Origin of the sequence: Chryseobacterium sp. 7 (assembly GCF_003663845.1) — a bacterium.
GTDB lineage: Bacteria > Bacteroidota > Bacteroidia > Flavobacteriales > Weeksellaceae > Chryseobacterium.
The window spans coordinates 3,582,253-3,604,178 of sequence record NZ_RCCA01000001.1 but is presented as its reverse complement, the minus strand read 5'-3'; the positions used below and the strand labels follow the sequence as shown (position 1 = coordinate 3,604,178).

The window sequence follows — 21,926 nt, the reverse complement described above, 5'->3', positions numbered from 1 at the left end:
CTACCAGAAATTAATTTATTTCTCCTTGCAAAGTTATGCTCTCAGATAAATCAGAAAATATACATATCAATCAAATTCAGTAAAATCATTTAATTTTTATCAATCTGTATATGAGTGGTTTACATAAGTTGTTGGTAATGATTTATGGTATGTCTGTAGTGAGTAGTAATTATTTTCCGATTTCATTGATCTTCTTTTGAATATAATCAGAAGGTGTAATGCCTTCAATTTGTTTAAAGACACGATTAAATGTGGGTTGATTAGAAAACCCTGCTTCAGTATAAATATACATCAATGTTGTCTTTTGTAAGTCAACTTCGTCTAATAATTTTTTAATGTGATTAACTCTGTAGTTGTTGATATAGCTGTTAAAATTAGAATATCCTTTATTGTGAATTGCTTTTGAAATATAATGATGATTAATATGTAAGGCAGCACTTAATGAAGAAAGGTTAAATTTGCTATCCTTGAAGAACGAGTTTTTTTCCATGCTTTCATCAATTTTATTGAAAATATTTTCCAAAAAATCACTATCTATATCGTTGTTTATCAGATGCTTTTCCCTTTTCTTTGCTTTGTAAGGTGAGATGTTTATTTTATTTCCTTCCAGTTCTAATTTTATTTCCTGTTTTCTAATCAAATCCTTATAATATACTAATAGACATACTATCAGAATATTGGATACAAAAAGTAAAATATCTGTAATAAGGATCTGTGACTGTGAATATTGTTGAAAATTAAAAGAGAAATTTTCAGCAATAAGATAAATGATGATGACTAAGAATATTAAATATCCGGTATAAATTATTGTTTGTTTTTTTTGAAAGAAGATATGGGATCCTAAAGGTATGGGTATGAGCCAACATAAACTGGCAACAGAACTCTTCCAAAAAAAAAGTATAATATAAAGATTATATAAAGGAGCTGTTATTAAATATGTATGTACAATTGATTTTATTGAATATCTTTTTCTTACAATAATATACCCGTAAGATAGAAAGCATATTCCACTTACTAAATATATGATAACTGTTTTGTTATACAAATATAAATAGAAAATGGAAGCATAGATAATTAATAGGGTTATCATTAACAATACATATTTATCTAATAATTCTCTTTTCAATCTGTCAATATTATCAATTATATTTTTTTTTGCAGTCATTTTGTTATTTTGAAAGTTATTTACTACTAAATGATTTTTGTAGTTTGCTGAATATTAATGCTTTGTGTAATTTAAGTTATTTTAGGGTTTTTGATTTATATTGTATTTATTTGATTTGTTTTTCAGCCTACATTTGCACCTGTATATGTCTTTCGAAAAAAAACTGTGTTTGAAAAATTGTATTGCAAAGATATAAACATTAAAAATTATTTTGAAAATTATTTTAGCTAAATAATTTATTTACTTGGATTTTATTAAGATTAATTTAAGGTTACATTTAAATAATTTGAATATAATCACTTTTTCATTTATTTTAATGTGATTGTTTCAATTTGTTTGCTTGGGTCTAAGAGATGACATTATATCTGGAAATAAATAATGACGATTATAGATTCTGCATGTAAGAAAATCCCCCTGATCATAGATTTCTAAATTTTGTTTTATCAACTAAATCTTAATAGTAAAATACATTATAAATAAAATGCAAAATTCATTTGACAAGAACAAAAATGTCATTATCAAGACCTCCTCCTTATACTAAGAAAATAGTATTTAATAGTCTATTCTTCGGACAGTAACAAATTAATTAAAATAAAAAAAACAAAAAATGAAAAATATATATTACTCATTTTCATAATGATGATAGTTCCCTTTCAAGCGCATGCTCAAGTGGGAATTAATACAAGTAATCCAAATAGTAAATCTGCATTTGAAGTTGTTTCTAAAAATAAAAATACAGGAACTTTACTAACCCGTTTAACATCTGCGGAAAGAAACGCTATCACTGGTTTGGCAAGTACAGAAGATGGTTTGACAATCTACAATACTGATGAAAAATGTTATAATTATTATCAGGCGGCTAATGCAACATGGCTAAGCCTCTGTGGAACATACAAGCCGGCTGTTTATACTGTAGACTGTAGTAAAATAAAGGTTTTTGGAACGTATACTCAAGGTACTTCCCTTAACGTTAGTAATTATATCACAATGCCGGTTACAGTTACAACAGCCGGAACCTACCATATCATTGCAAAAACAACCAACGGATATTATTTTGAAAAGTCAGGAGTATTTCCGAATGCGGGAACCTTTACCATTTCATTAGCTGGCTCCGGAGCTCCTAGTGCAGGCCCTCAGACAGATACTGTATCTTTTGAATATGATGGAATTATTGATACTTCATGTACATCGGTAACTGTAGCGGTAAACGGTTCACAGATCAGTTATGGTATTACCTGTGGGAGTGCAACTGTAAACGGAACCTATAATGCACAAACTGTTTTGGATTATGCTACCAATACGGTTACAATACCTTTGTCTAATGTAGATACAGGAGGTCAGGTAACTATTATTAGTTCATCTAATAACGGAGTTAATTTCACAGATACAGAAACCATCACCACTGGAAGCACTTCAATTACCCTGCATGGTTCCGGAACTCCAACAAGTGCGGGTGTATTTACTTATACTTTTACAACTAATGGTGCCAATTCACAAAGCTGTACATTTTCTGTAACATTTGATACTACCAAAGGTACTTTCGCAGATCCGGCAGACAGATGTTTGGATATTTACAATCTTGGTAAAAGAACAGATGGGGAGTATTGGATCAAAACCGGTTCTTCAGATGCTACCCCTATTAAAACCTATTGCGATATGACTCATGGTGGTTACACCCTGCTTTGGTCATTTTCTGAAAAGACAGCTTATACAGGTGGCGGAATTTATGGTGCTGCCAATTCTATGGATATTTCCGGGAATTCTACAGGAGCTGCCTTATTTACCAACTCACCGCAAAATGTTGTTACAGCTTTAGCAGGAGTAATGAATTATGCCAGCTACAGAATACCTCTTACAGCAATGCAGAATTCCAAAAGCGCTACTTTAGGTGATTATAGGGTTCAGATTACCAATAGCCCAACCAATATGAATGATAGCTGGGGTAATAATAACTTTTTCAATGCAAAGCCAACATCCGGGTATGATTATATCGTTAATAACTCATCAACTTGTGAGCATCCATATGTTCCTACTACGGGTAAGATTTTTGGATATGTTTATGATGGCCGTACCAATAATGCTACTTATAATAATGTTGCTACTGCAGGAAGATCGTGCCCTTACATTAATAGTGGCTATACTTCTCACTGGGATGCAGGAGGACGTATCTCCGGGATGATAGTTGCACCCGACGGTACTTCTATAAACGCAAATACCTTTAACAATATGTTCGGATATTTTGGTGAAGTTCAGGGGAACCATCATTTTGGAAAGTGTACTACTGATGATAATAGTTTTAGTACAGTAACTTGTGCTTCAGGTAGTTTGAGACCACACTCTTTTAATAGCGGAGAGGGGAGGTATATACAATGGTATGTGAAGTAAATCTTATTTTCAAATCTATTACTACACATTCAAATATAATAAGCCCGGTAATTTTAGCCGGGCTTTATTTTCTCCGAAACTGAGAGTTTAAAAATATCAAGAATATGAAGGTGAAAGAGTTTCAAAATTTAATAGGGTTATACAAAAAAGAGATATTATTGGAATTTGGCAGTGAATTTAATCATTACCCTGCGGATGTATGGACTTATTATTTGAGTTCAAATTGGATAGGGATGAAAAAATATCTCATTATCTATTTCAGTAATGAGATTGTAGAAAATGTAAAAACGGTAAAACGGTTTGGAAGAATTAAGTTTTAGAAAATTAAATATATAAATTATGATAAAAGGACCAAATTATAAAAAGATGTATACAGATATGGTACTTGCTAAATATCCAAGTAAAATTGAGCTATGTGGCAATATCTTAAATAAAGAATATATGAGCATTCTTGATGTTATTACTTTAAATAAACTTTTATTTGAAACAGATAACGAAATCACGAATCAAAAATTGAGATCATATGATAAAAAAACGGTCTTGGAGATTCTTAGTTATCAGAAGAAAAATAAACTAAATAATATACAAACTGCAATGCATTTTAAATTAAGTCGTAATACAATTACTAAATGGAAGAAATCCTTTTTTGTAAAGGAATAATTTTATTTGTAATTATATCTTACGATGACCAAAATTAATCATATAGGCTTAATTCTCTTATTATTAAGTAAGCAATTCTGGGGTAAGTAGAATCTTAAAAAAGAAACTAATTGACTAAAACAAAATAACCATCTAATTATTAGATGGTTATTTTGTTTGGTGTAAACCCACAGGGACTGTAAGTGTTTAATTGACTAGGAATCTATTTTGATGCTGAATGTATACTGAATATTTTTTCAGATTATATAGAAACTATAGACAGCGAGTTAAGATTTGATTTTGAGAGTACTGTTTTTGATTTTAACTGATTTTTTTATAACCGGAAATACCGTAGCTACTATTGTTTTGGAAATTTTAAATGGGGAAGATAATAAGGTGAGTATTTTGGTGATAACAGAAGATGTATACCCTATTCTGTTAAATAAAAAGCTTAAAAACATAAGTTATATCAGGTACTCAATAAAACAAAATCCATATAAAATAAAACATAAAACAAAACACTGGTAAAAAATATTATTAAAAAACATTGATAATCAATTGGTTGTAATGATTATTAGTCACTACGAAAAATAGGTGGTGAAAATTATTTTTGTGCCCCATAACTTTGTCGGGTAATTCTATCACTCCCAAAAAATAGACAAAACTGTCATATATAAATTAAAATCAATTTAAAAACACAAAAATTATGAATGTAAGAAAATTCTTTTTTCCAGCATTATTATTAGGCGGTGTTGTAGGCCTAAAATCTCAGGTGGGTATAAACACCACAGATCCACAAGGGATTTTTCATATGAAAAACACTAACTCTGCAAAACAAATGGGAGTGGTAATGCCGATCGTGGACTCTGCATCAATTACTTTAACACCAACCAGTACAACCCCGGTAGAAGCTACGGTAGTCTATGATAATACGGCTAAATGTTTAAAATTAAAGAGAGATGCAACTTGGACAGATTGCTTATTAGACAAAGCCGGTGTATCGTCTGTAGTCAATCAGATTTTAGGTGGCGGCAATACGGGTGTACCTATTACAGCCTTAAAAATTGCGGCAGGTGATCTGTACTTTGACAACCTTTTTATCAGTCGGGAAGACAGTTATGTATACGGAATGGGATACTCAACTCTTAGGTCATTAGCAAAAGCAGACGGTCCTTATAAACCCAGTATTCTTTTAGCAAGACCAGCAGTGGATATTTCTGCGGGCTACGCAAATGGTTTGGCTGTTCTAAAAAATGGAGAGCTTTGGGCCTGGGGATACAATCCTTATGGATCTCTTGGGCTTGATCCGCTTTCAATTGTCAATGGTGCTTATCCATACAATCCTGTATCGATGGTTTCCAAAGTACCTTTACCTGCAGGAGTTAAAGCTGTACGGGTAAGAACTTTCGGGAATTCACATACGCTTGTACTGGGAGATGATGGTTTATTGTATGCAGCAGGACAAAATGCCAATTACAGAACCGGTTTAGGAACCAATACCGGAAATACAACCGCATTTACCGTATTGCCTTTTTTCAAAAACCTGAAAACTACCACAGGGGTAACCGTAGTTGATTTTAATGGTTCTGAAAACTTTGGACAGGGAGTAGCCATAACTTCCGATGGTAAGTTATATGTTTGGGGAAATAGTAACAGTACACTGAGAAATCTGGCTTCAGCTACTTTAAATGGTGATATTGCGACTCCAACAGATGTATCGGCTAATTTCAATTTATTGGCAGGTGAAAAAATCATCCGTTGTGTAGTTGATGGCTATCAGGGCCTTGCCTTAACCAGCAAAGACAAACTGTATGGGTTTGGATATAATCTTGCCGGGGCTATCGGATTGGGATCCAGTAATAACTTTTCTCCAACAGAAATTACCATTTCAGGTAAACTTACGGATGGAACAGATCCTATCATGGATTTAGCAATAGAACAAAATGCAGCTGTTGTTTCTACCAAGCTTAATATATATGCAACAGGACAAGCTAACGGAATTAGTGTACTAGGAGTAGGTGATAATAATAACCGTTCATCATTTACCAAAATGACTATAGGTACTATTGTTCCTACCACATATACTTATGGTGAGGTCGCGTTAGGAAATTATACTTCGCTGATCATTTCCGGGTCGGCAACAACGCAGGGCGGTTCTAAGGTATATGGTTCTGGAATTGGATATTATAACTCTTTAGGCGGCTCTGTTACCTATCCTATCAACAGCCCGGCAAATGTGACCTATTAGGAAAATTACAAGTCTTTAAATTTATTTTCAGCCCAGGTTAATCAATGTGTTATTTTTCATAAGTTTATTATATAACCTTTACTTGGGCTGAAGATTTTTAAAACAGATATTATTCTAAAGATATTCCCATCGGAAAATTCTATTATTTATCAATATCACTTTGTCACAACAATTCAGCGGATATGAGTAATCACTTTAAAAATATTCATTTAGGGTCATTAATAAAAGAAAGAACCGAAGAATTACAAATACAGACTTCCCGTATCTGTAATTTTTTACACTGCACAGAAAAAGATATAAAAGAAATGTTTCTTTCCAAAAGTTTGGACTCAGAAATTATATTACGGTGGAGCAAACTGCTTGAGTATGATTTTTTCAGGCTGTATTCCCAACACCTGATTCTATATGCTCCGCAAGCAGCGGCTGGTAAGGCTGACTCTCCGGCAAAAGCAACAATATTACCTCAGTTTCGGAAAAATATTTACTCCAAGGAAGTTATAGATTATGTTCTTGAAATTATAGCTAGCGGTGCGAAAACCAAAACTCAGGTAATTGAAGAATATAATATTCCTAAAACTACACTGTATAAATGGCTTAGTAAATACAGTAAAAATCAGGCCTAAAGAATAATACAACATAATTTTGGTGTATTTCATACTGTATCTGGATTTTGAAAACACAAATGATTTTTTTATTTTATTAAAACACAATTTCAACCTTAGAAATCAGCCAGAACGATGAATAAGAAAAAAAGAGATCAGCCAAACTATAAGAATATTTACAGGGATATTATTCTTGAAAAATTCCCGGAAAAGAAAGATATAAGTAAATCAATACTAAAAAAAGAAGAACTTTCTATTTTAGATATTATCAAACTTAACGAGTTAATTTCTGAAAACTCTGATAAAGAGACTGCACATTTTAATCAAACTCTTCGGTCCTATGACCAATCTTGTATTTTTGAAATTTTAGATTATCAAAAGAAAAATAAATTAAATAATACCCAATTAGCACAGCATTTTAAATTAAGCAGAAATACTGTTGCGAAATGGAAGAAATTATTTACGAGTACATATTATGAAGGCAATATCTATCCAAAAGTTAAGAGATAGAGATAAAAATGCATTATAAACCAACCTTCATTGTGAATAATATTTATCCACCATTTGAGTAGAATGATATTTTAAAATTTCACTGATGTAAAATCCAATAAAAGTTACTTATTATTTCAAATAGTATTATGAGTAATATTTATCTAATATCAAAACAAAAAAAATTTATCACATATATCATAGCATTTATAATAAGCATTCTTATTTTTTACACAGCCTTTTTTTACTATACAAAGGCATATTTAGAAATGATGTATTGCGTTATATTCATTTTAGTTATCAGTTATTCTTTATTCATCATCTCCAATTTTAACTTTAACTTTAAAGCAACTCTTAAAATAGGACTAATAGTATTTTCGCTAGGGCAATATCCTTTTGTTTTATTTTTATGGTCATACAATAGTTATTTATGGTATATTCCTATTTTGATTATTATATACAGAATATATAACTACAAAGTATTTTCCAGTATTTTTCTGCTTTTAATTGCAGTCATTATTTCAACCCCTTTTATTTCAGATTTTTCAAAATTAAATTTAACTGTTAAGTTAACCGAAAAAGCCGATTTATTTTTAAAATTAAGCCCTCTTTTTTTTATTATTCCACAATCTTTACTCATTATTTATTATTTTAATTTATTCTCAAAGCTTGAAAATCAAGTTACTCCCTCTTTACTTGAAAATAATATAGTAAGCAACGATAATAAACCAAAAGAGAATATTGATACCGAAGAAAATTTTCATGAAAATAAAAAGTATCATCTGCTGTATCAGGAAATCATTGAATATTTTGAAAAATCAAAACCTTATAAGGCATCTGATTTTAACATTCAATCCCTTGCCAAAGCCCTACATACAAATACCTCTTATATTTCCAGAGCTATTAATATCAAAAATGAAAAAGGTTTTAAAGGTCTTTTAAATTATTACCGCATCGAGCAGATAAAAAAAGATTTCATGAACAATCATCAAAAAAAATACACTATAAAACACATTTACACAGAAGCTGGTTTCAGCCATCAGGCATCATTCAACCGTATCTTTAAAGAGCTGGAAGGAATGACTCCAAACGAATTCATTAAAGACATCAAACGAAGAAGCAGAGTATGATTTCTATTCCATGAGCTTTTTATAAAATTAAAAAACTACTGTTGTAATTTTTTATCATAACTTAAGTCTCCCGCATCCACTAAACCTGAAGCGATATACCTTTTGGTAGTTGGCTTAGCTGCTCATCAATGGAATAATTCCTCTGATGAGGTAGAATGCTTAAAATGCATTTATTCTTTTTGGATTTGTCCTCTCATAGTTGACTGAAAACAAATTAACCATCTAACAATTAGATGGTTAATTTGTTTGGTTGTAGACCCACAGGATATAACATTTTATACTTATTTTCACTTTATTGTATTTGGTTATTTGTTTAAAACATTGTTAAAAAGGAGTTTTTGTGTTATTGAATTCAAATGAATTTAGATAAGTTTAAAAATTAGGGTGACTAAAATGGTGACTAAATTCGTATATTTGCATATGGCAAAAACAAAAAGATATAACAACGAAACAGGGAGTGTTAATTACAGATTAGCAGAACCTAAAAAAGAAATCTCCCGAATCATGGGGCGGTATTCGTTTAAAGATTTGAAAGTAGATTTTTCAACAGGTCTGAAAGTTGCTCCGAGCAGTTGGGATACCGATTCTAAAACGGTTACTTCTGGCGGAGATAAAAGAGAAATTAACCAAAAACTGGCTAAATTCAAAACGTCCATAGTGGACTCCCATAAAAATTTCAATGAGCATTACAAGCGTCTGCCAACAAAGGACGAGTTAAAAACGATTATAGATAATGCACTGTCAGGAAAGCACCTTACTACTGTACAGAAAAGCAAGAAATCTTTTGATGATGTGTTCCAGGAGTTCATGAGAGTAACGGAACTTAAAATTACACGTGCTGTTACATCGGGTCAAAAACCTCTGCATAGAAGTTATGTATCATCTTTCAGTGTGATGTATCAGGATTTAAAAGATTTTGCAAATGAAAACAATATCTTTCTGGATATCGATAAATTTGATGAGTTGCAATGCCTGGAGTTTCAGAACTGGTTGCTTGATACGGAAAGAGTAAAATCATTAAATACGCTGAAAACCCGAATCAAAAGACTGTCACAGATACAGAAAAGAGCTTTTGAAAAAGGCTATACGGATAACAGAAGCTATATGCAGGATGAATACAAAGTCAAAGTACCGCCAACGTTTCATTCGGTGCTGACAGAGCCTGAAATCAAAATACTGTACGAACATGATTTTTCCGATGCTCCGAGATTAGAGAGAGTTCGGGATATGTTTGTTCTGGGTTGTCATACTTCACTTAGATTCGGAGATATTACCCGTATTGAGAGCGGACATATTGACCACAGCAGTAAAACAGTCAGTATTCTGTTAAAAAAAGGTTCAGGAGTAGATAGTTATAAGACAGTCCGTTTCTCGTTTTTTGGCTATGCGGGAGATATCCTGAGTAAGTATAATGACGACATCAAGAGTATAGCCATATCCAACCAGAATACCAATGAGTACCTGAAAGAACTGTTTAGAGCTGTGCCTTATTTCAATGAAAAGATAGTTACTCGTGAACGTCCAACCAATGAGGGAGTAGTGTTTGAAACGATAAACTTTGCAGATAAAATAGCCTTTCATGATTCTCGTAGGAGTTTTTGTACCAACCGATATATGGAAGGCTGGGATTTACTTGAAATATGGCAGTATACAGGGCATACGGATGAATCTGTTTTCAAAACGTACTTTAAACCGACCTTTGAACACGAGCAGATAAGACAGGAGAGCATCAAAGCCCGAAACGAAAAACTTCAAAGAGTTGATTTACAGGCAAAGCAGATTCAGGACTTACACGAAAGAATGCTAAAGATGCAGGAACTTTATGAGAGTGGAAACATAGAGCAGTTGGCAGAAATCATTAATATCAACAAAAATATTTCTTAATGCTGAATCTTCCCAGTGAAAGCGAGTGTGCTGAACGGCTGAAAGAGCTTGTTTTAGAGCGTGGATTGAGATGTGAATGCAATGATACTCGAGGTTTTTATTGGCTGCGAAAAAAAGCCTGTTTTGAGTGTAAAAACAGAAGCTGTAAAGCAACCTTGTATCTGAAAGGATTAACCAAAATGAGAGGGAGTAAGCTCCCTTTTCGTATTTGGCTGGGTGGAGTATACCTGTATGTGATTGACCAGGGTGTCACAGCTACGGAAATGCAGAAAGAGTTAGGTCACGATACATACAGTTCAATATGGCAACTGCTGGAAACAATCAAGACACTGGATGTTAAAATACCTGAACTTCGGGAAAAATACAAGGCAGAAAATGATAACACTAATTTAATTCCAGACCGTTTGATGCATTTATGGTGGCTTGGCTTTCATCAGAGCTTCATTGTTAGAGAGCCTTCCGAGGTTCAAAACGTTATCTGGAATTGGCTGATTGATTTTTAGGTGCTTTTCCGATATTTTTCGGTTTTAACTACTTTTAACTTTTCCCTGAAACTTGCTGATAGATTCAGATTTGATTTTTTGTAAGAGTTATCGTTACGAAAGGATTAAAATGATTTTAATGCTTTTGTTTTTCTTTTATGTGGTTTCTAGTTTTGCAGTATTAAATACAAGTAAAATGGACTATTTTAAAGAATTTTTCAAAAAAATCGAGGATTTAATTGATAGTAGATTAAATCAATTTGAGTGTAAACTGGCAGAAATGTATCATCCAGGCGGTAAAGAGTTAATGACAAGAGACGAAACAGCAGAATATTTTGGCGTTTCGCTGGGAACATTAAACAATTGGTCAAAAAGCGGGGTATTGGTTCCTATTAATTTCGGTGGTAGAGTGTACTATACCCGCAATGAAATTCAAGCAAAATTAGGATTGGCTTCTTAGTTAGCTAATCTCACTCGGGGAATTCTAGACAATCCCGATCTATTTAATAAATCCACACTTTTTAATATTAATCAAGACATAGTTTGAGTACTGTGTGGGTATTTCTTTGTGTCATTTCAAAAAAAATATGAGTAAATCAACAATAGAATGGACATCTAAAACATGGAATCCAACAACAGGGTGTACCATTTTCTCGAAAGAATGTGATAATTGCTATGCTAAAACTATGTCCAAAAGATTACAAGCGATGGGACAGGAAAAGTACAGTGCTGGTTTTGATGTTTTCGTTGAACATCTAAGTGAATTGAATGAGCCATATAAATGGAAAGAACCAAGTATGGTATTTGTAAACAGTATGTCGGATCTTTTTCATAAGGAATGTAATATAGATTTTCTGAAGCAAATATTTGAGGTGATGAATAAAACCCCTCTACATACTTATCAGGTGCTTACTAAGAGGGATGTTGAGTTATTAAAATTATCTCCCGAATTAAATTGGACTGACAATATTTGGATGGGTGTTTCTGTAGGTAGTGTAGCAAGTGTGAGAAAAATAGAGCGATTAAGACAATGTGGGGCAAAACACAAGTTTTTATCTGTCGAGCCATTGATTGAGGAACTTCCAGACCTTGATTTAACAGGAATAGACTGGGTAATTGTTGGTGGTGAAAGTGGATCGGTCAACATACGACCTATGGAAAAAGAATGGGTACTCAAAATCAAAAAAAATGTGAAGATCAAAATGTTCCTTTTTTCTTCAAACAGTGGGGGAGTGTGAAGTTTAATCCTGATTCCGAAGATCCAACAATAAACAAGCATCACCCCTACCATGCAAAAGGAGGCTGTATGCTCGATCGTAAACTTTATCTTGATAATCCTACTGAAACTTTAAAAAATACAGATATATGACACCAAAAACAATACAATTATTTGATAATGAATATTACATTATCTATCAACACGAAAATTTGACTACCATTTGGGAACTACAAGATTACTTTCCAATAATGGAAGAAGATGTATATAAACAGTTAAAAAATGATATTAAGAAAAATGGATTGAATGACCCTATTTTATATTATACCACTGAAGAAGGAATCAACTTAGTCATTGATGGAAACAGAAGATTAAAAATCTGTATGGAATTGGAATTGACGAATATTCCAACTAAAAAAATCAAAGAAAACTTTGGAAGTCTGGAAGATATACGATTTTGGATGGTTAAAAACCAATGTCAGAGAAGAAATCTTACAATTGCGGAGAAATTACGACTTGCCTGTTTACATGAAGAAACTATTGTAAAAAAAGCAAAAGAAAATCTTTCCAGAGGAGGCAGAGGTGAGAATGTAGTTGATAATGTTGATACTATTTTGGAAATAGCCAAACTGGCGGGCGTTGGCAGAACAACAACAGCAAGATTTAAAGCAGTAATGAAAAGTGGTTTAACTGTTATTATGCAACAAATGCTTAAAGGAAATTTAAGTATTGCTTCTGCGGATCTTCATGTTCGGAAATATTTGAAGAAAAATGCGAGTATTGAAGTAAAAACAGATGTTAAGATGGAAACTAAAACACGAAAAGAATCTGAGCAAATTCAATCCGAAGCAAAAAAGCCACAATATGTCAAAGATATATACGAGGGTAAGCATCTTTTAAAGGAAAACAAGGTTGAATATCTGATTATGGCTAAGGATCAAGATAAGTTGAATGATTTTATATCTCAACAACCAAGCTTGAATTGCGCTATTTTCATTATGGAGGACTAAAGGTTATACACAAGTGTACAAGGTTCTCGGAAGGCTGAATCTTTTTACTACTATACCGCACCTCTCTGCGTACGCATACCATACAGTCCTATAAGTACCCAAAAATCAACTAAAATATTTTTTACAACAAAACCCTAGAGACATTGCAAAAAAGCTTTGTACGGCCCTTGCTATGTCATTTTTATAACAATTAAATTATGATTAACAAAATATCACATTGTATCAATCGTACAATTACTGGCTCATTCCAAAATATCGGAGAAGTCGTTGAATTTATCAAATCCCCGCCAACTGAACATTTGGATCTGGTGCAGTATGCCCGAACTTTAGAACGGGGTTCCGAGGAGTACGCAGCAATCAAGATAAGCAAACTTCCTGCGGTAACTATTAATTTTAGCTTCTCTAACGGCTATATCATAGGTAAGAATGTATCTACACCTACAGGATACCTGTATATAGATGTAGATGGCATGACTGAGCAGGATTTAGAGCTAAATAAAGCGTATGTATGTGCCTATTGGAGAAGTTTATCCGATACTGGACTGAGTTTAGTAGTAAAAGTAGACGGACTGACACCTGATAACTTCAAAACCGCTACTGAAGAGATTGCAAAGTTGCTGGATATACCTTATGATAAACGAGCAGTATCAATTGACAGATTGACAGTATTGTCATACGACCCGAATGCGTACTATAATGATAATGTAGAGGTATTTCCTATTGCGGAAATGATACCTATGCAGTCAGTAGAACTTGTGCAGGATAGTTTGACAGTAGATACAGAAAAAAGTACCCAATATAATACTATTATAAAAACTATTTCTATAGGGTATGATTATATTGGGTACAAATTAAGATTTAATAATTTAGATGAGTTACTGCAACACTATGATATTGTTTTTGATGAAAATGGTTTGTATGATTTTGGTAGAGATAACAAACTTAAATATTCATTAATATATGTGCCATTTAGAAAAATTATTGAAGGAGAAAGAGAAAATATCCTGAAAAGCATAGCATATCAGTTAATTGCTTTGAATAAAACAGCATCCAAAGATTTGATACTGAAATATCTGTACGCAATTAATTACGGCAAAATGAGTCCGCCCCTTGAAAACAGTGAAATTGAAACAACAGTAGCAAAGATTTATCAAAACTTAAATGATGTTGAGCCTATTCCAAATGCTGAAAGAAGATTTTTATATGATAATTCTAAGAACCTAACACTCACAGACAAAAGAAGATTAAATATAAAACAGATTCATAAGGACAGAACAAACAAAACTCAATTTGAACTTTTGAAAATAATGAAAAACTGGGACATTGATTTATATGGAAAAATGACAATAAAGAAATTGGCAAAAGTAGCTATCAAAGACCCAAAAACGGTTCAGACTTATTATACCAAATTAAAAACAGAGATTTTACAGGACTTTGATGAAGAACAAGTACAAATGGCGGTAACTAAAAAAGATTGTTTCAAAAGTTTATCGAAATGAATCCTCTATTGAAAGATTTGGATGCACTAATGAAATATGATTTAAAACAGATACCTTGATTTGGGGTATGTTCCAAATATTACACGAAAGACAGGAAATGATACAAGTAATGTTATCGTAATGTTTTATTAAAAGAAAAATAATATCAGGTTTTACATAATTGAGAGTAAATTTAAATAATTGATTTTATTAAAAATAATTAAATATGAAATTATGAGTGAAAATGATATAAAAAGTCTTATAGATTCGTTTAGACCAAGACCCGCAGTGTTTATGGAGTTATCAGTTGATGTTATCGAGGGAGACCCAAATCAACCCCGTAAGGCATTTGGATTAGGTGTTGGCGGTGATTATAACCGTCTTATGAAATCAATTTCTCATTACGGCATTGAAGACCCAATCAAAGTAAGCGAAATTGAAAAAGGACGTTTTTTAATAATGGATGGACATAGAAGATTTGCATGTGCAAAAGAATTAGAACTTAAAACGGTTCCTTGTCGTGTATACCCTAAAATGAGTGATGGCGAATTTGAAGCTCGCAGATTTGAAATGCAAAACAATCGCAGGAGTTGGAAACCAATGGAAAAAGCAAATGCTATTCATAAAATAAAAATAGAATATAAGGATGCTACCAAAAAAGAAATAGCTGATTTACTGGGTATATCACAGGTGCATTTGTTTCATTTTACAGAATTAAGAGATATGAGAATGGAATATTTAGAGTTAATGTCTGAATATAATATGAAAGAATATCAGCGTATTGCTTTTATGCAAATGCTCCCCAAGTTGAGAAAGATTAAGCAATATGAAATTGATGATATTGTGAAAATATTATTTAGAAAAATTAGTGATAATGTAATGTATAGAGCTTCTGAATTTAAAGACCTTGCTAAGATTTTTTACAATGCATCGCTTCACGAAGAAGAAATATTAATCTTTTTAACAGAGCCATTGAATACTGTTTCTGAACTATCTGAAAGGTGTCAATTGTCAGGGTTTTCAAGTCAAATTAAGATGTTAATAAAAGAATTAGGCTCAAAGAAGAATCAGAATGTTCAACTGACAGATAAAGAAAGTGGATTACTTGGAGACTTGAGCAGACTTTTGGAAGCTTTTGTATAATCTATGTTCAATATTGCTCAACAGACCTCTAAAAGTGCGGTTGCTTATTATCGACATTCTGCTGAAGATAAACAAGAAAACTCAGTAGCAATTCAACGTAGTCATGTTGAACGGTTTGCTCTTGAAAATAATATTGTAATAATACACGAAGAAATTGATGAGGGGGTAAGTGGGCTACTTGCAAATCGTCCTGGATTTGAAAGGCTTTTTGATAATTGGATTAAAAATTTTAACGCCCCATATTTTGAGTATGTGTTAGTTTATGATGTTTCACGATGGGGACGATTTCAAGACCAAGACCAAGCGGGACATTATGTGTATTTATGTAAGAAACATGGTAAAGAGGTAGTGTATGTTTCAAGAGGATTTGTTGATGTTAGCAATCAGCTATTTTCAAGTTTAGAAATTTCTATCCAACGTTATATGGCGGCTGAATACAGTCGTCAATTAAGTGAGAAAGTATTTTACGGTTGTGTAAAAGTTTCCGAGCAGGGTTATTCAGCAGGAGGTATGGCAGTTTACGGAATGGCAAGAAAGTTACTTGATGTAAATAAAAAGCCTATTCGTATTCTGACTGCTGGGGAACATAAACAAATTGCCAATGAGCGTGTTTCCTTTGTACCTAAAAATGACGATACAACGGAAACTGTCAGAAAAATATTTGATTTATTTGTAAACAATAGATTGACTATATCAGAAATTGCATCATATCTAAATCAAAGAAGAATATTTTCATCAAATAACAAACAGTGGGACAAATCAAAAATTATAAAGATACTGGTCGATGAAACTTATATTGGTACTCGTATATATAATAAAACATGGGGACGATTAAAACAAAAATCATACAAAAATCCACGTTCAGAATGGGTAATTGTACCCGATGCTTTTGAATCAACTATAGATAAAGATATTTTTAAAAAAGCACAAGAAAGAATTTATTGGATGTTTCCTAGTAATTGGCGGAAAGGGATTAATGCTATTAAAAAAGCAAGGAAAAATATCAATAATGACATACGAAAATGGCTTTTAAGTAAGGAAGCAACGGAATTTGAAGCTGATGAGCTAGTTTCAGAGCTTCCTATTCTATTCAGTGTTAAACTTGAAAACGAGATTAATTCATATTGGTGTTTTTTGATTTCTGAAAAAGCGAGGAACTGTGATAATGTTTTAGGGATTAGTGTATTAACAGATTCTAAAAAAAGAGCAAATGAATTTTTTATATTTTCAACAAAAGATTTTACCTCAACAAATTTTCTTATTTTATCTGAAAATAGCCCACTATACCACAAAACTAAAATTGAAACACAAAATTTAGAAAAAGATATAGGAAATTTAATCCAACAGCTTAGAAATACTAAACCATGGTATAAAAATAAATATACATTTATTGATGGCTTTGGATTTTAAATTCTTATATGCCACTTTGGACAATACATGATTCATTTTGCACTACTCAGAATTGGTTTCCTACTATGAAAACAGAAACAGAATCATTATTTTTAGAGTATTCTCAGGATTTGAATCCCAAATTTGAAAGTGAAAACTGGCTTTTGAGAACCCTAAAAGTTTATTTATAAGAGATTAATAATAGTATAAAGATAATTAGTAAATATGTATAGTACTATGGTATTATCTTCGAGGTTTTTTGTCAGCCCCTCTGTTCATGGTGTTTGTAGCAGTTTTTTTATAATGGATGGTATGACTGTTTCCTGCATTACCCAGAGTTGGTTTCCAGTTCTGGAATCTATGGTACAGGAGCTGTTTTTAAGGGTGTTTTACCGAGCTATGGTGTAATACGGATGATTGTTTATTTGAATTAAACTACATAGTACTATCTAATGGGCAAAAATAACTTACATTCAGCAGTAAAAATAAAACAGGCAACCATAATAGATTGCCTGTTTCTTAATTATTTGAAAAGTGAATTATCAAATATCTCAAATCATTTTCGTGGAGTGATCAAAGTTATAGTATGAACCCAATACGCTAATTTATTACTAAATTGTTAGGAACATTACCTGTCTCCACAATAATAATCTTATATATCAAGTCATTCTATTTTTTCTTTTCAACAGATGTTTTATGCATTTCTCTTTGATTAAAAATTCTTTTTCTATTTATTTTACCTGTATAAATTACTATACAAAGAGTAGCTATTACTATTATAAAAAAATAATAATAATATTTTCTATTAAAATCATGATATTCATTGAAATCCTGAAATCCTTCTCTGTACAAGTAGTAGGCAATAAAGAAACCAATAACTACCCAAACTAAAATATAAAGGCTTCCAGAAAGTGAGGTGTACTTAATATCATAATATTGGCAAAATAAATCATTAATACTTATTGTTAGAAGTGCGATTATAACTAAAAAAACCGCAAATGTGGAAAATTTTGCTATTGATTTCCCTTCCTTCTTATAATAGTAAATATAAATGTGATAAAAAAGCAATCTTATAAATCTAATCATTTTAAAATAGGGGTTTACCATCGTTACCATATGTTTCATAAAGTGCCATTCCTGCAAAATAAACTACCGATACCCAAGCTGTAGCAGGAATGAAACCAGCAACTCCCATCAATCCATCAACAATTGCTCTTGTATCAGAAATATTCCCATTTTTCCATTGATAAACGGTGTTTGCGATTCCTAAAACTCCAACTGCCTTTCCAGCAACACTAAAAACTTTTGAAGCATTTCCCAAAGCTTTAGCAGAAGCAGGTAGTTTTGTACTTATGGTTTCTGCAAAAATACGACTTTTTGTAATATTTGAAGCACCATTCCAGCTTGATAGTCCTTTTTCAGCTACTGTAGAACCTGCCTGTATCATTCCTGCAAATTGTGATACTTTAATTGGATTACCTTGAATCCAGTTAAAAAAGTTATCCATAAGAGAATTTGATGTACTATTGGAATTTGAAGCATTCCCTTTTAGCTTCAACATACCAAAAGCACCTATCCCTGTTACAGTAGGATCAGGATCCTCATAATCTGTCCACCATCTTAGTGTACCACCAATATTAGACATTCCTCCAGTTCCTCCATTATAAAAGGCAGTCATCAGATCTGCATATGCCTGTGTTCTTCCAAATGGGGTATAGTTTCCACCGCCACCGCCTTCGTTATAATGCATACCATTAGAGGTACTGAAGGACATCGTAGGTTTGTATGCCCCTGGCGTATAATCAAACGTGGTGGAAGGGCGGATGCTTCCATCCTCATTAAACCATCTTCCGTCTACATCAAAGCTTGAGATAGGGTTATTGGCAACATAAGCATAAGTACTGGTAGAGAGGTAGCTTTCTGCCAGCTGGTCTATTCCGTTCCATCTACTCAAATCGGGCATATACTGTCTCCATCCGTAGTCAAACAATCCTGTTTCCTGAAGTTCTTTGCCATTATATTTATAACTGTAGAAGCTTCCAAAACCTGAATTGCTGAACGAATTTGAAATATGGTTCAGTCCAAAAGGATAATAATTGTTGGTATCTATAATTTCAGGAGCACCTTCGCTGTTTTTTGCAAAACTTACCCTGGCATTTCCAAGGTGGTCTATGTACTGGTAAATATAGCGGTTTTCTGTGAAACTGTAATATCCTGCTGCTGTGGAAACAAAATCCAGCTTCCATTCTGGGGTTGGATTTCCAGGAAATACAAATGATGCATTTCTATAAGCCTGCTGTTCAAAGGCACTTTCCGTTCTGCATTCAAGACATATTCCGCCTCCTTCAGTGTAGGTGTACTGGAAGCCATCCAGATAGTCTGTAATACGGGTAGTGGTAGATCCTCTTGGGGGTGCACTGGAATAGGTTTTGCGCAGTTTGGTTCCGTCAGCACGGTAAAGATAATTCATTGTGCTGTAACTCATTTGCCCAAATGCACTTGATTGGTGAACGGTATATTGGTTAGAAAGGTTCAGATAATTGTATTGAATAGACTGAATTCCTTTATCCAGCATATCTTTCATGTTCCCGTTCTGATCATAGGTAATAAGATTATTTCCGCCTTCATATCCTGAATCATTCAATGCATTTTCGGTTACTTTAGTCAATTGATTTCCAGTATAATCATATACCAAGTCATCTGCCTGTGTGGCTGTACTTCCGTTCACAGGGAAGGCATTTCTTTTTAGGGTCTTGATGTTTCCTCCCAGATCATAAGTAAGGTGCTCATTGTAATAATTGTTAAAGGGAACCGTAGCATTAGGTTCAGAATAGACAGCATCCTTTAGCCTGCTTAGCCCGTCATAACTGTAGTTATACCTTTTCAGTACATCTTCGGAAGCATTTTTCCAGTCTACTTCTGTGATTATTCCTGAGAATTTTCCAGGAGCTACGTTGGAGTTTACAGGACTGGAATATTTCATTTCATATCCAAACAGTCTACCGTTCAGATTGGAAGGATCATTGATCTTAGTATTCCATCCCCTGATATTATAAGTATAGTCAATACTCTGTAATGGCTGGGAAGGATTGCTTCCCCCGAGTTTTTTGTTTTTCAGCTGTGAAAGCTCATTGTATTCATTCTGTACCAAAATTTCTTCTGGATTAGAATCAATTTGGTGTTTATGCACTAATAATCTGTTTTGCTGGTCATAAGTAAAGCTTTGGGTAATTACCTTTTCTGGATCTGTTGCCAGTCTTTTGTGATAGACTTTACTTTGTTGTATCACACCAGCAAAGTCAAGTAATAATTCTGTTTTGGAATATCCGCCTAAATGATTAATAGAATGAGCTCCAATCACTCTTCCTTTTCTGTCATAATAGGTATAGGTTTTTGTCCAGCCATCATCTTCAATATTCTTTACAAGACTGAGTACAGGAAGTCCTTTTGTACTCATTCCATCTGAGGTAGGGGTATCTGTCAGTACAGTTTGCCCCATAATACTTGAAGGTACAGGGGGATTAAAGCCATACTGCTGAGGATAAGAGTCATAATACGTAACAGACAAAAGTGTATCCAGTCCCCAATGCATATTGGTGTAATAATAAGGCATTCCGTTTGCTGTCAGAGGGGTATTATCCCTTCCTTCAATAACAGCTCCTCCAAGGATCTGATTCTGCATCCCGATCCTACTATTATTAGACTTTACGATTCCTGTATAAATAGGTCTTCCCAACACATCGTATTTATAGATGATCCAGTCGAAAGATTTCCTTAGATTCGCATCCTGGGATAGAATCATTCTGTCCGCCTTGTCATACACCATAAACTCCCAGCCTTTTCCTGGAATTTTCTTTTCCACAAGCCTGTTCCAGCCATCATATCGGTACTGGTAGCATAGATTATCTACCATAGTCAATGTTAAAGCAGAGGCAGAAGCTAATGGAGGAAGGGTATAAGCCAGTCCGCCATATTCGTTGTATATATAGTACGTATCTGCATTCTGGGTTCCGTCTTTTTTTCTGGTTAAGATGGTCTGTCCTTTCTTATTTTTAAATTGGGTAGTTATATTACCGTCTTCATCCGTAACCGTAGATTTATATAACGTGTTTTCAGCGTAGGTTCCTGAAAGGCTCAGTTCGCTGTTGGTTCGTCCCTCTATCCAGCTTGTAACTACACTATATTTTTTTACCGCATCTGCTGAGGTATTGGCATCATATGAAAACTGTACGGGATGTCCAGACCAGTCGTTCCCGACCTGTTTTTGCTGTAATGGTCTTCCCAAAGGAGACGATTCCAGTACCTTTTCAGCATAGATTTTTTCATTTCCGTAAAGAGAAGAAGCATTGGAAAGCGGATCTGCATATAAAGCTCCATTCTGTGTCCCTGACTGCGGAATAGGAAGATAGCTTTTTACCTGTCTTCCATAGGTGTCATATTCTACAGGAACGGCAATATCTTTTCCTGAGGGTGTTGCTTTTACAGCGATATTCTGCTTCACTCTTCCCAGCCCGTCAAGATATTGTACGGTTTCTGTTTTTTTGGAACAGTCTTCTGTTAAACAGGTTTTCTCATAAATATAATTTTCTGTCTGGGTAAGATTGGTCTGTGCATAGGTAAAACCCACCGCCCACAAATTGAGAAGTAGTATTATTTTCTTCATTGT

The 21,926-nt window shown here is 33.4% G+C and carries 16 protein-coding genes; 14 read left to right on the top strand and 2 right to left on the bottom strand.

Annotation, left to right across the window (positions count from 1 at the left end; translation table 11 throughout):
• Window positions 1-169: 169 nt before the first annotated feature.
• Window positions 170-1,165, bottom strand: a complete 996-nt coding sequence (locus CLU97_RS16475; RefSeq protein WP_121488895.1) for a helix-turn-helix domain-containing protein — start codon at window positions 1,163-1,165, stop codon at window positions 170-172.
• A 636-nt stretch (window positions 1,166-1,801) separates the two neighbouring features.
• On the opposite strand from CLU97_RS16475, the gene CLU97_RS16470 reads away from it, so the two are divergent.
• From CLU97_RS16470 to CLU97_RS16395, 14 genes are all read left to right on the top strand, one after another.
• Complete coding sequence (locus CLU97_RS16470; protein WP_121488894.1) at window positions 1,802-3,550, top strand: fibrinogen-like YCDxxxxGGGW domain-containing protein; 1,749 nt, start codon at window positions 1,802-1,804, stop codon at window positions 3,548-3,550.
• A 339-nt stretch (window positions 3,551-3,889) separates the two neighbouring features.
• The gene (locus CLU97_RS16460) at window positions 3,890-4,210 is read left to right on the top strand and encodes a helix-turn-helix domain-containing protein (protein WP_121488892.1); all 321 of its coding nucleotides are present in this window, start codon (window positions 3,890-3,892) and stop codon (window positions 4,208-4,210) included.
• Window positions 4,211-4,895: 685 nt separating this feature from the next.
• Window positions 4,896-6,437 (top strand): RCC1 domain-containing protein, encoded by a 1,542-nt coding sequence (locus CLU97_RS16450; protein WP_121488890.1) that lies wholly within the window; start codon window positions 4,896-4,898, stop codon window positions 6,435-6,437.
• Between the two features lie 182 nt (window positions 6,438-6,619).
• A complete protein-coding gene (locus CLU97_RS16445) occupies window positions 6,620-7,060 on the top strand; it encodes a helix-turn-helix domain-containing protein (protein ID WP_121488889.1) in 441 nt (146 codons plus the stop codon).
• Between the two features lie 114 nt (window positions 7,061-7,174).
• Window positions 7,175-7,549 (top strand): helix-turn-helix domain-containing protein, encoded by a 375-nt coding sequence (locus tag CLU97_RS16440; protein WP_121488888.1) that lies wholly within the window; start codon window positions 7,175-7,177, stop codon window positions 7,547-7,549.
• A 128-nt stretch (window positions 7,550-7,677) separates the two neighbouring features.
• Window positions 7,678-8,658, top strand: coding sequence for a helix-turn-helix domain-containing protein (locus tag CLU97_RS16435; protein ID WP_121488887.1), 981 nt, complete (start codon window positions 7,678-7,680; stop codon window positions 8,656-8,658).
• A 420-nt stretch (window positions 8,659-9,078) separates the two neighbouring features.
• Window positions 9,079-10,542, top strand: a complete 1,464-nt coding sequence (locus CLU97_RS16430; protein WP_183084596.1) for a tyrosine-type recombinase/integrase — start codon at window positions 9,079-9,081, stop codon at window positions 10,540-10,542.
• On the top strand, window positions 10,542-11,045 hold the full coding sequence (locus tag CLU97_RS16425; protein WP_121488885.1) for a hypothetical protein: 504 nt from the start codon (window positions 10,542-10,544) through the stop codon (window positions 11,043-11,045). Before CLU97_RS16430 ends, CLU97_RS16425 begins: the two co-directional genes overlap by 1 nt.
• Before the next feature lie 118 nt (window positions 11,046-11,163).
• Window positions 11,164-11,484, top strand: a complete 321-nt coding sequence (locus CLU97_RS16420) for a helix-turn-helix domain-containing protein (protein WP_183084595.1) — start codon at window positions 11,164-11,166, stop codon at window positions 11,482-11,484.
• Between the two features lie 127 nt (window positions 11,485-11,611).
• A complete protein-coding gene (locus tag CLU97_RS16415) occupies window positions 11,612-12,262 on the top strand; it encodes a DUF5131 family protein (RefSeq protein WP_228437753.1) in 651 nt (216 codons plus the stop codon).
• Between the two features lie 127 nt (window positions 12,263-12,389).
• Window positions 12,390-13,250, top strand: coding sequence for a ParB N-terminal domain-containing protein (locus CLU97_RS16410; RefSeq protein ID WP_121488883.1), 861 nt, complete (start codon window positions 12,390-12,392; stop codon window positions 13,248-13,250).
• Between the two features lie 197 nt (window positions 13,251-13,447).
• Entirely contained in the window at window positions 13,448-14,749 is a 1,302-nt protein-coding gene (locus tag CLU97_RS16405; RefSeq protein WP_121488882.1) for a BT4734/BF3469 family protein, read from the top strand.
• Window positions 14,750-14,962: 213 nt separating this feature from the next.
• Window positions 14,963-15,871 (top strand): ParB/RepB/Spo0J family partition protein, encoded by a 909-nt coding sequence (locus CLU97_RS16400; protein ID WP_147436501.1) that lies wholly within the window; start codon window positions 14,963-14,965, stop codon window positions 15,869-15,871.
• A gap of 3 nt (window positions 15,872-15,874) precedes the next feature.
• A complete protein-coding gene (locus CLU97_RS16395) occupies window positions 15,875-17,281 on the top strand; it encodes a recombinase family protein (RefSeq protein WP_121488880.1) in 1,407 nt (468 codons plus the stop codon).
• Window positions 17,282-18,347: 1,066 nt separating this feature from the next.
• Here the strand turns inward: CLU97_RS16395 and CLU97_RS16385 are convergent.
• On the bottom strand, window positions 18,348-21,923 hold the full coding sequence (locus tag CLU97_RS16385; RefSeq protein WP_121488878.1) for a DUF6443 domain-containing protein: 3,576 nt from the start codon (window positions 21,921-21,923) through the stop codon (window positions 18,348-18,350).
• Window positions 21,924-21,926: the final 3 nt, after the last annotated feature.

Excerpts from the sequence above, each read along its gene's own strand:
- CLU97_RS16430 (WP_183084596.1), top strand. The coding sequence starts at position 9,079 with ATGGCAAAAACAAAAAGATATAACAACGAAACAGGGAGTGTTAATTAC.
- CLU97_RS16410 (WP_121488883.1), top strand. The coding sequence starts at position 12,390 with ATGACACCAAAAACAATACAATTATTTGATAATGAATATTACATTATC.
- CLU97_RS16440 (WP_121488888.1), top strand. The coding sequence starts at position 7,175 with ATGAATAAGAAAAAAAGAGATCAGCCAAACTATAAGAATATTTACAGG.
- CLU97_RS16460 (WP_121488892.1), top strand. The coding sequence starts at position 3,890 with ATGATAAAAGGACCAAATTATAAAAAGATGTATACAGATATGGTACTT.
- CLU97_RS16435 (WP_121488887.1), top strand. The coding sequence starts at position 7,678 with ATGAGTAATATTTATCTAATATCAAAACAAAAAAAATTTATCACATAT.
- CLU97_RS16395 (WP_121488880.1), top strand. The coding sequence starts at position 15,875 with ATGTTCAATATTGCTCAACAGACCTCTAAAAGTGCGGTTGCTTATTAT.
- CLU97_RS16450 (WP_121488890.1), top strand. The coding sequence starts at position 4,896 with ATGAATGTAAGAAAATTCTTTTTTCCAGCATTATTATTAGGCGGTGTT.
- CLU97_RS16385 (WP_121488878.1), bottom strand. The coding sequence starts at position 21,923 with ATGAAGAAAATAATACTACTTCTCAATTTGTGGGCGGTGGGTTTTACC.
- CLU97_RS16445 (WP_121488889.1), top strand. The coding sequence starts at position 6,620 with ATGAGTAATCACTTTAAAAATATTCATTTAGGGTCATTAATAAAAGAA.
- CLU97_RS16405 (WP_121488882.1), top strand. The coding sequence starts at position 13,448 with ATGATTAACAAAATATCACATTGTATCAATCGTACAATTACTGGCTCA.
- CLU97_RS16415 (WP_228437753.1), top strand. The coding sequence starts at position 11,612 with ATGAGTAAATCAACAATAGAATGGACATCTAAAACATGGAATCCAACA.
- CLU97_RS16420 (WP_183084595.1), top strand. The coding sequence starts at position 11,164 with ATGCTTTTGTTTTTCTTTTATGTGGTTTCTAGTTTTGCAGTATTAAAT.
- CLU97_RS16425 (WP_121488885.1), top strand. The coding sequence starts at position 10,542 with ATGCTGAATCTTCCCAGTGAAAGCGAGTGTGCTGAACGGCTGAAAGAG.
- CLU97_RS16475 (WP_121488895.1), bottom strand. The coding sequence starts at position 1,165 with ATGACTGCAAAAAAAAATATAATTGATAATATTGACAGATTGAAAAGA.
- CLU97_RS16400 (WP_147436501.1), top strand. The coding sequence starts at position 14,963 with ATGAGTGAAAATGATATAAAAAGTCTTATAGATTCGTTTAGACCAAGA.
- CLU97_RS16470 (WP_121488894.1), top strand. The coding sequence starts at position 1,802 with ATGATGATAGTTCCCTTTCAAGCGCATGCTCAAGTGGGAATTAATACA.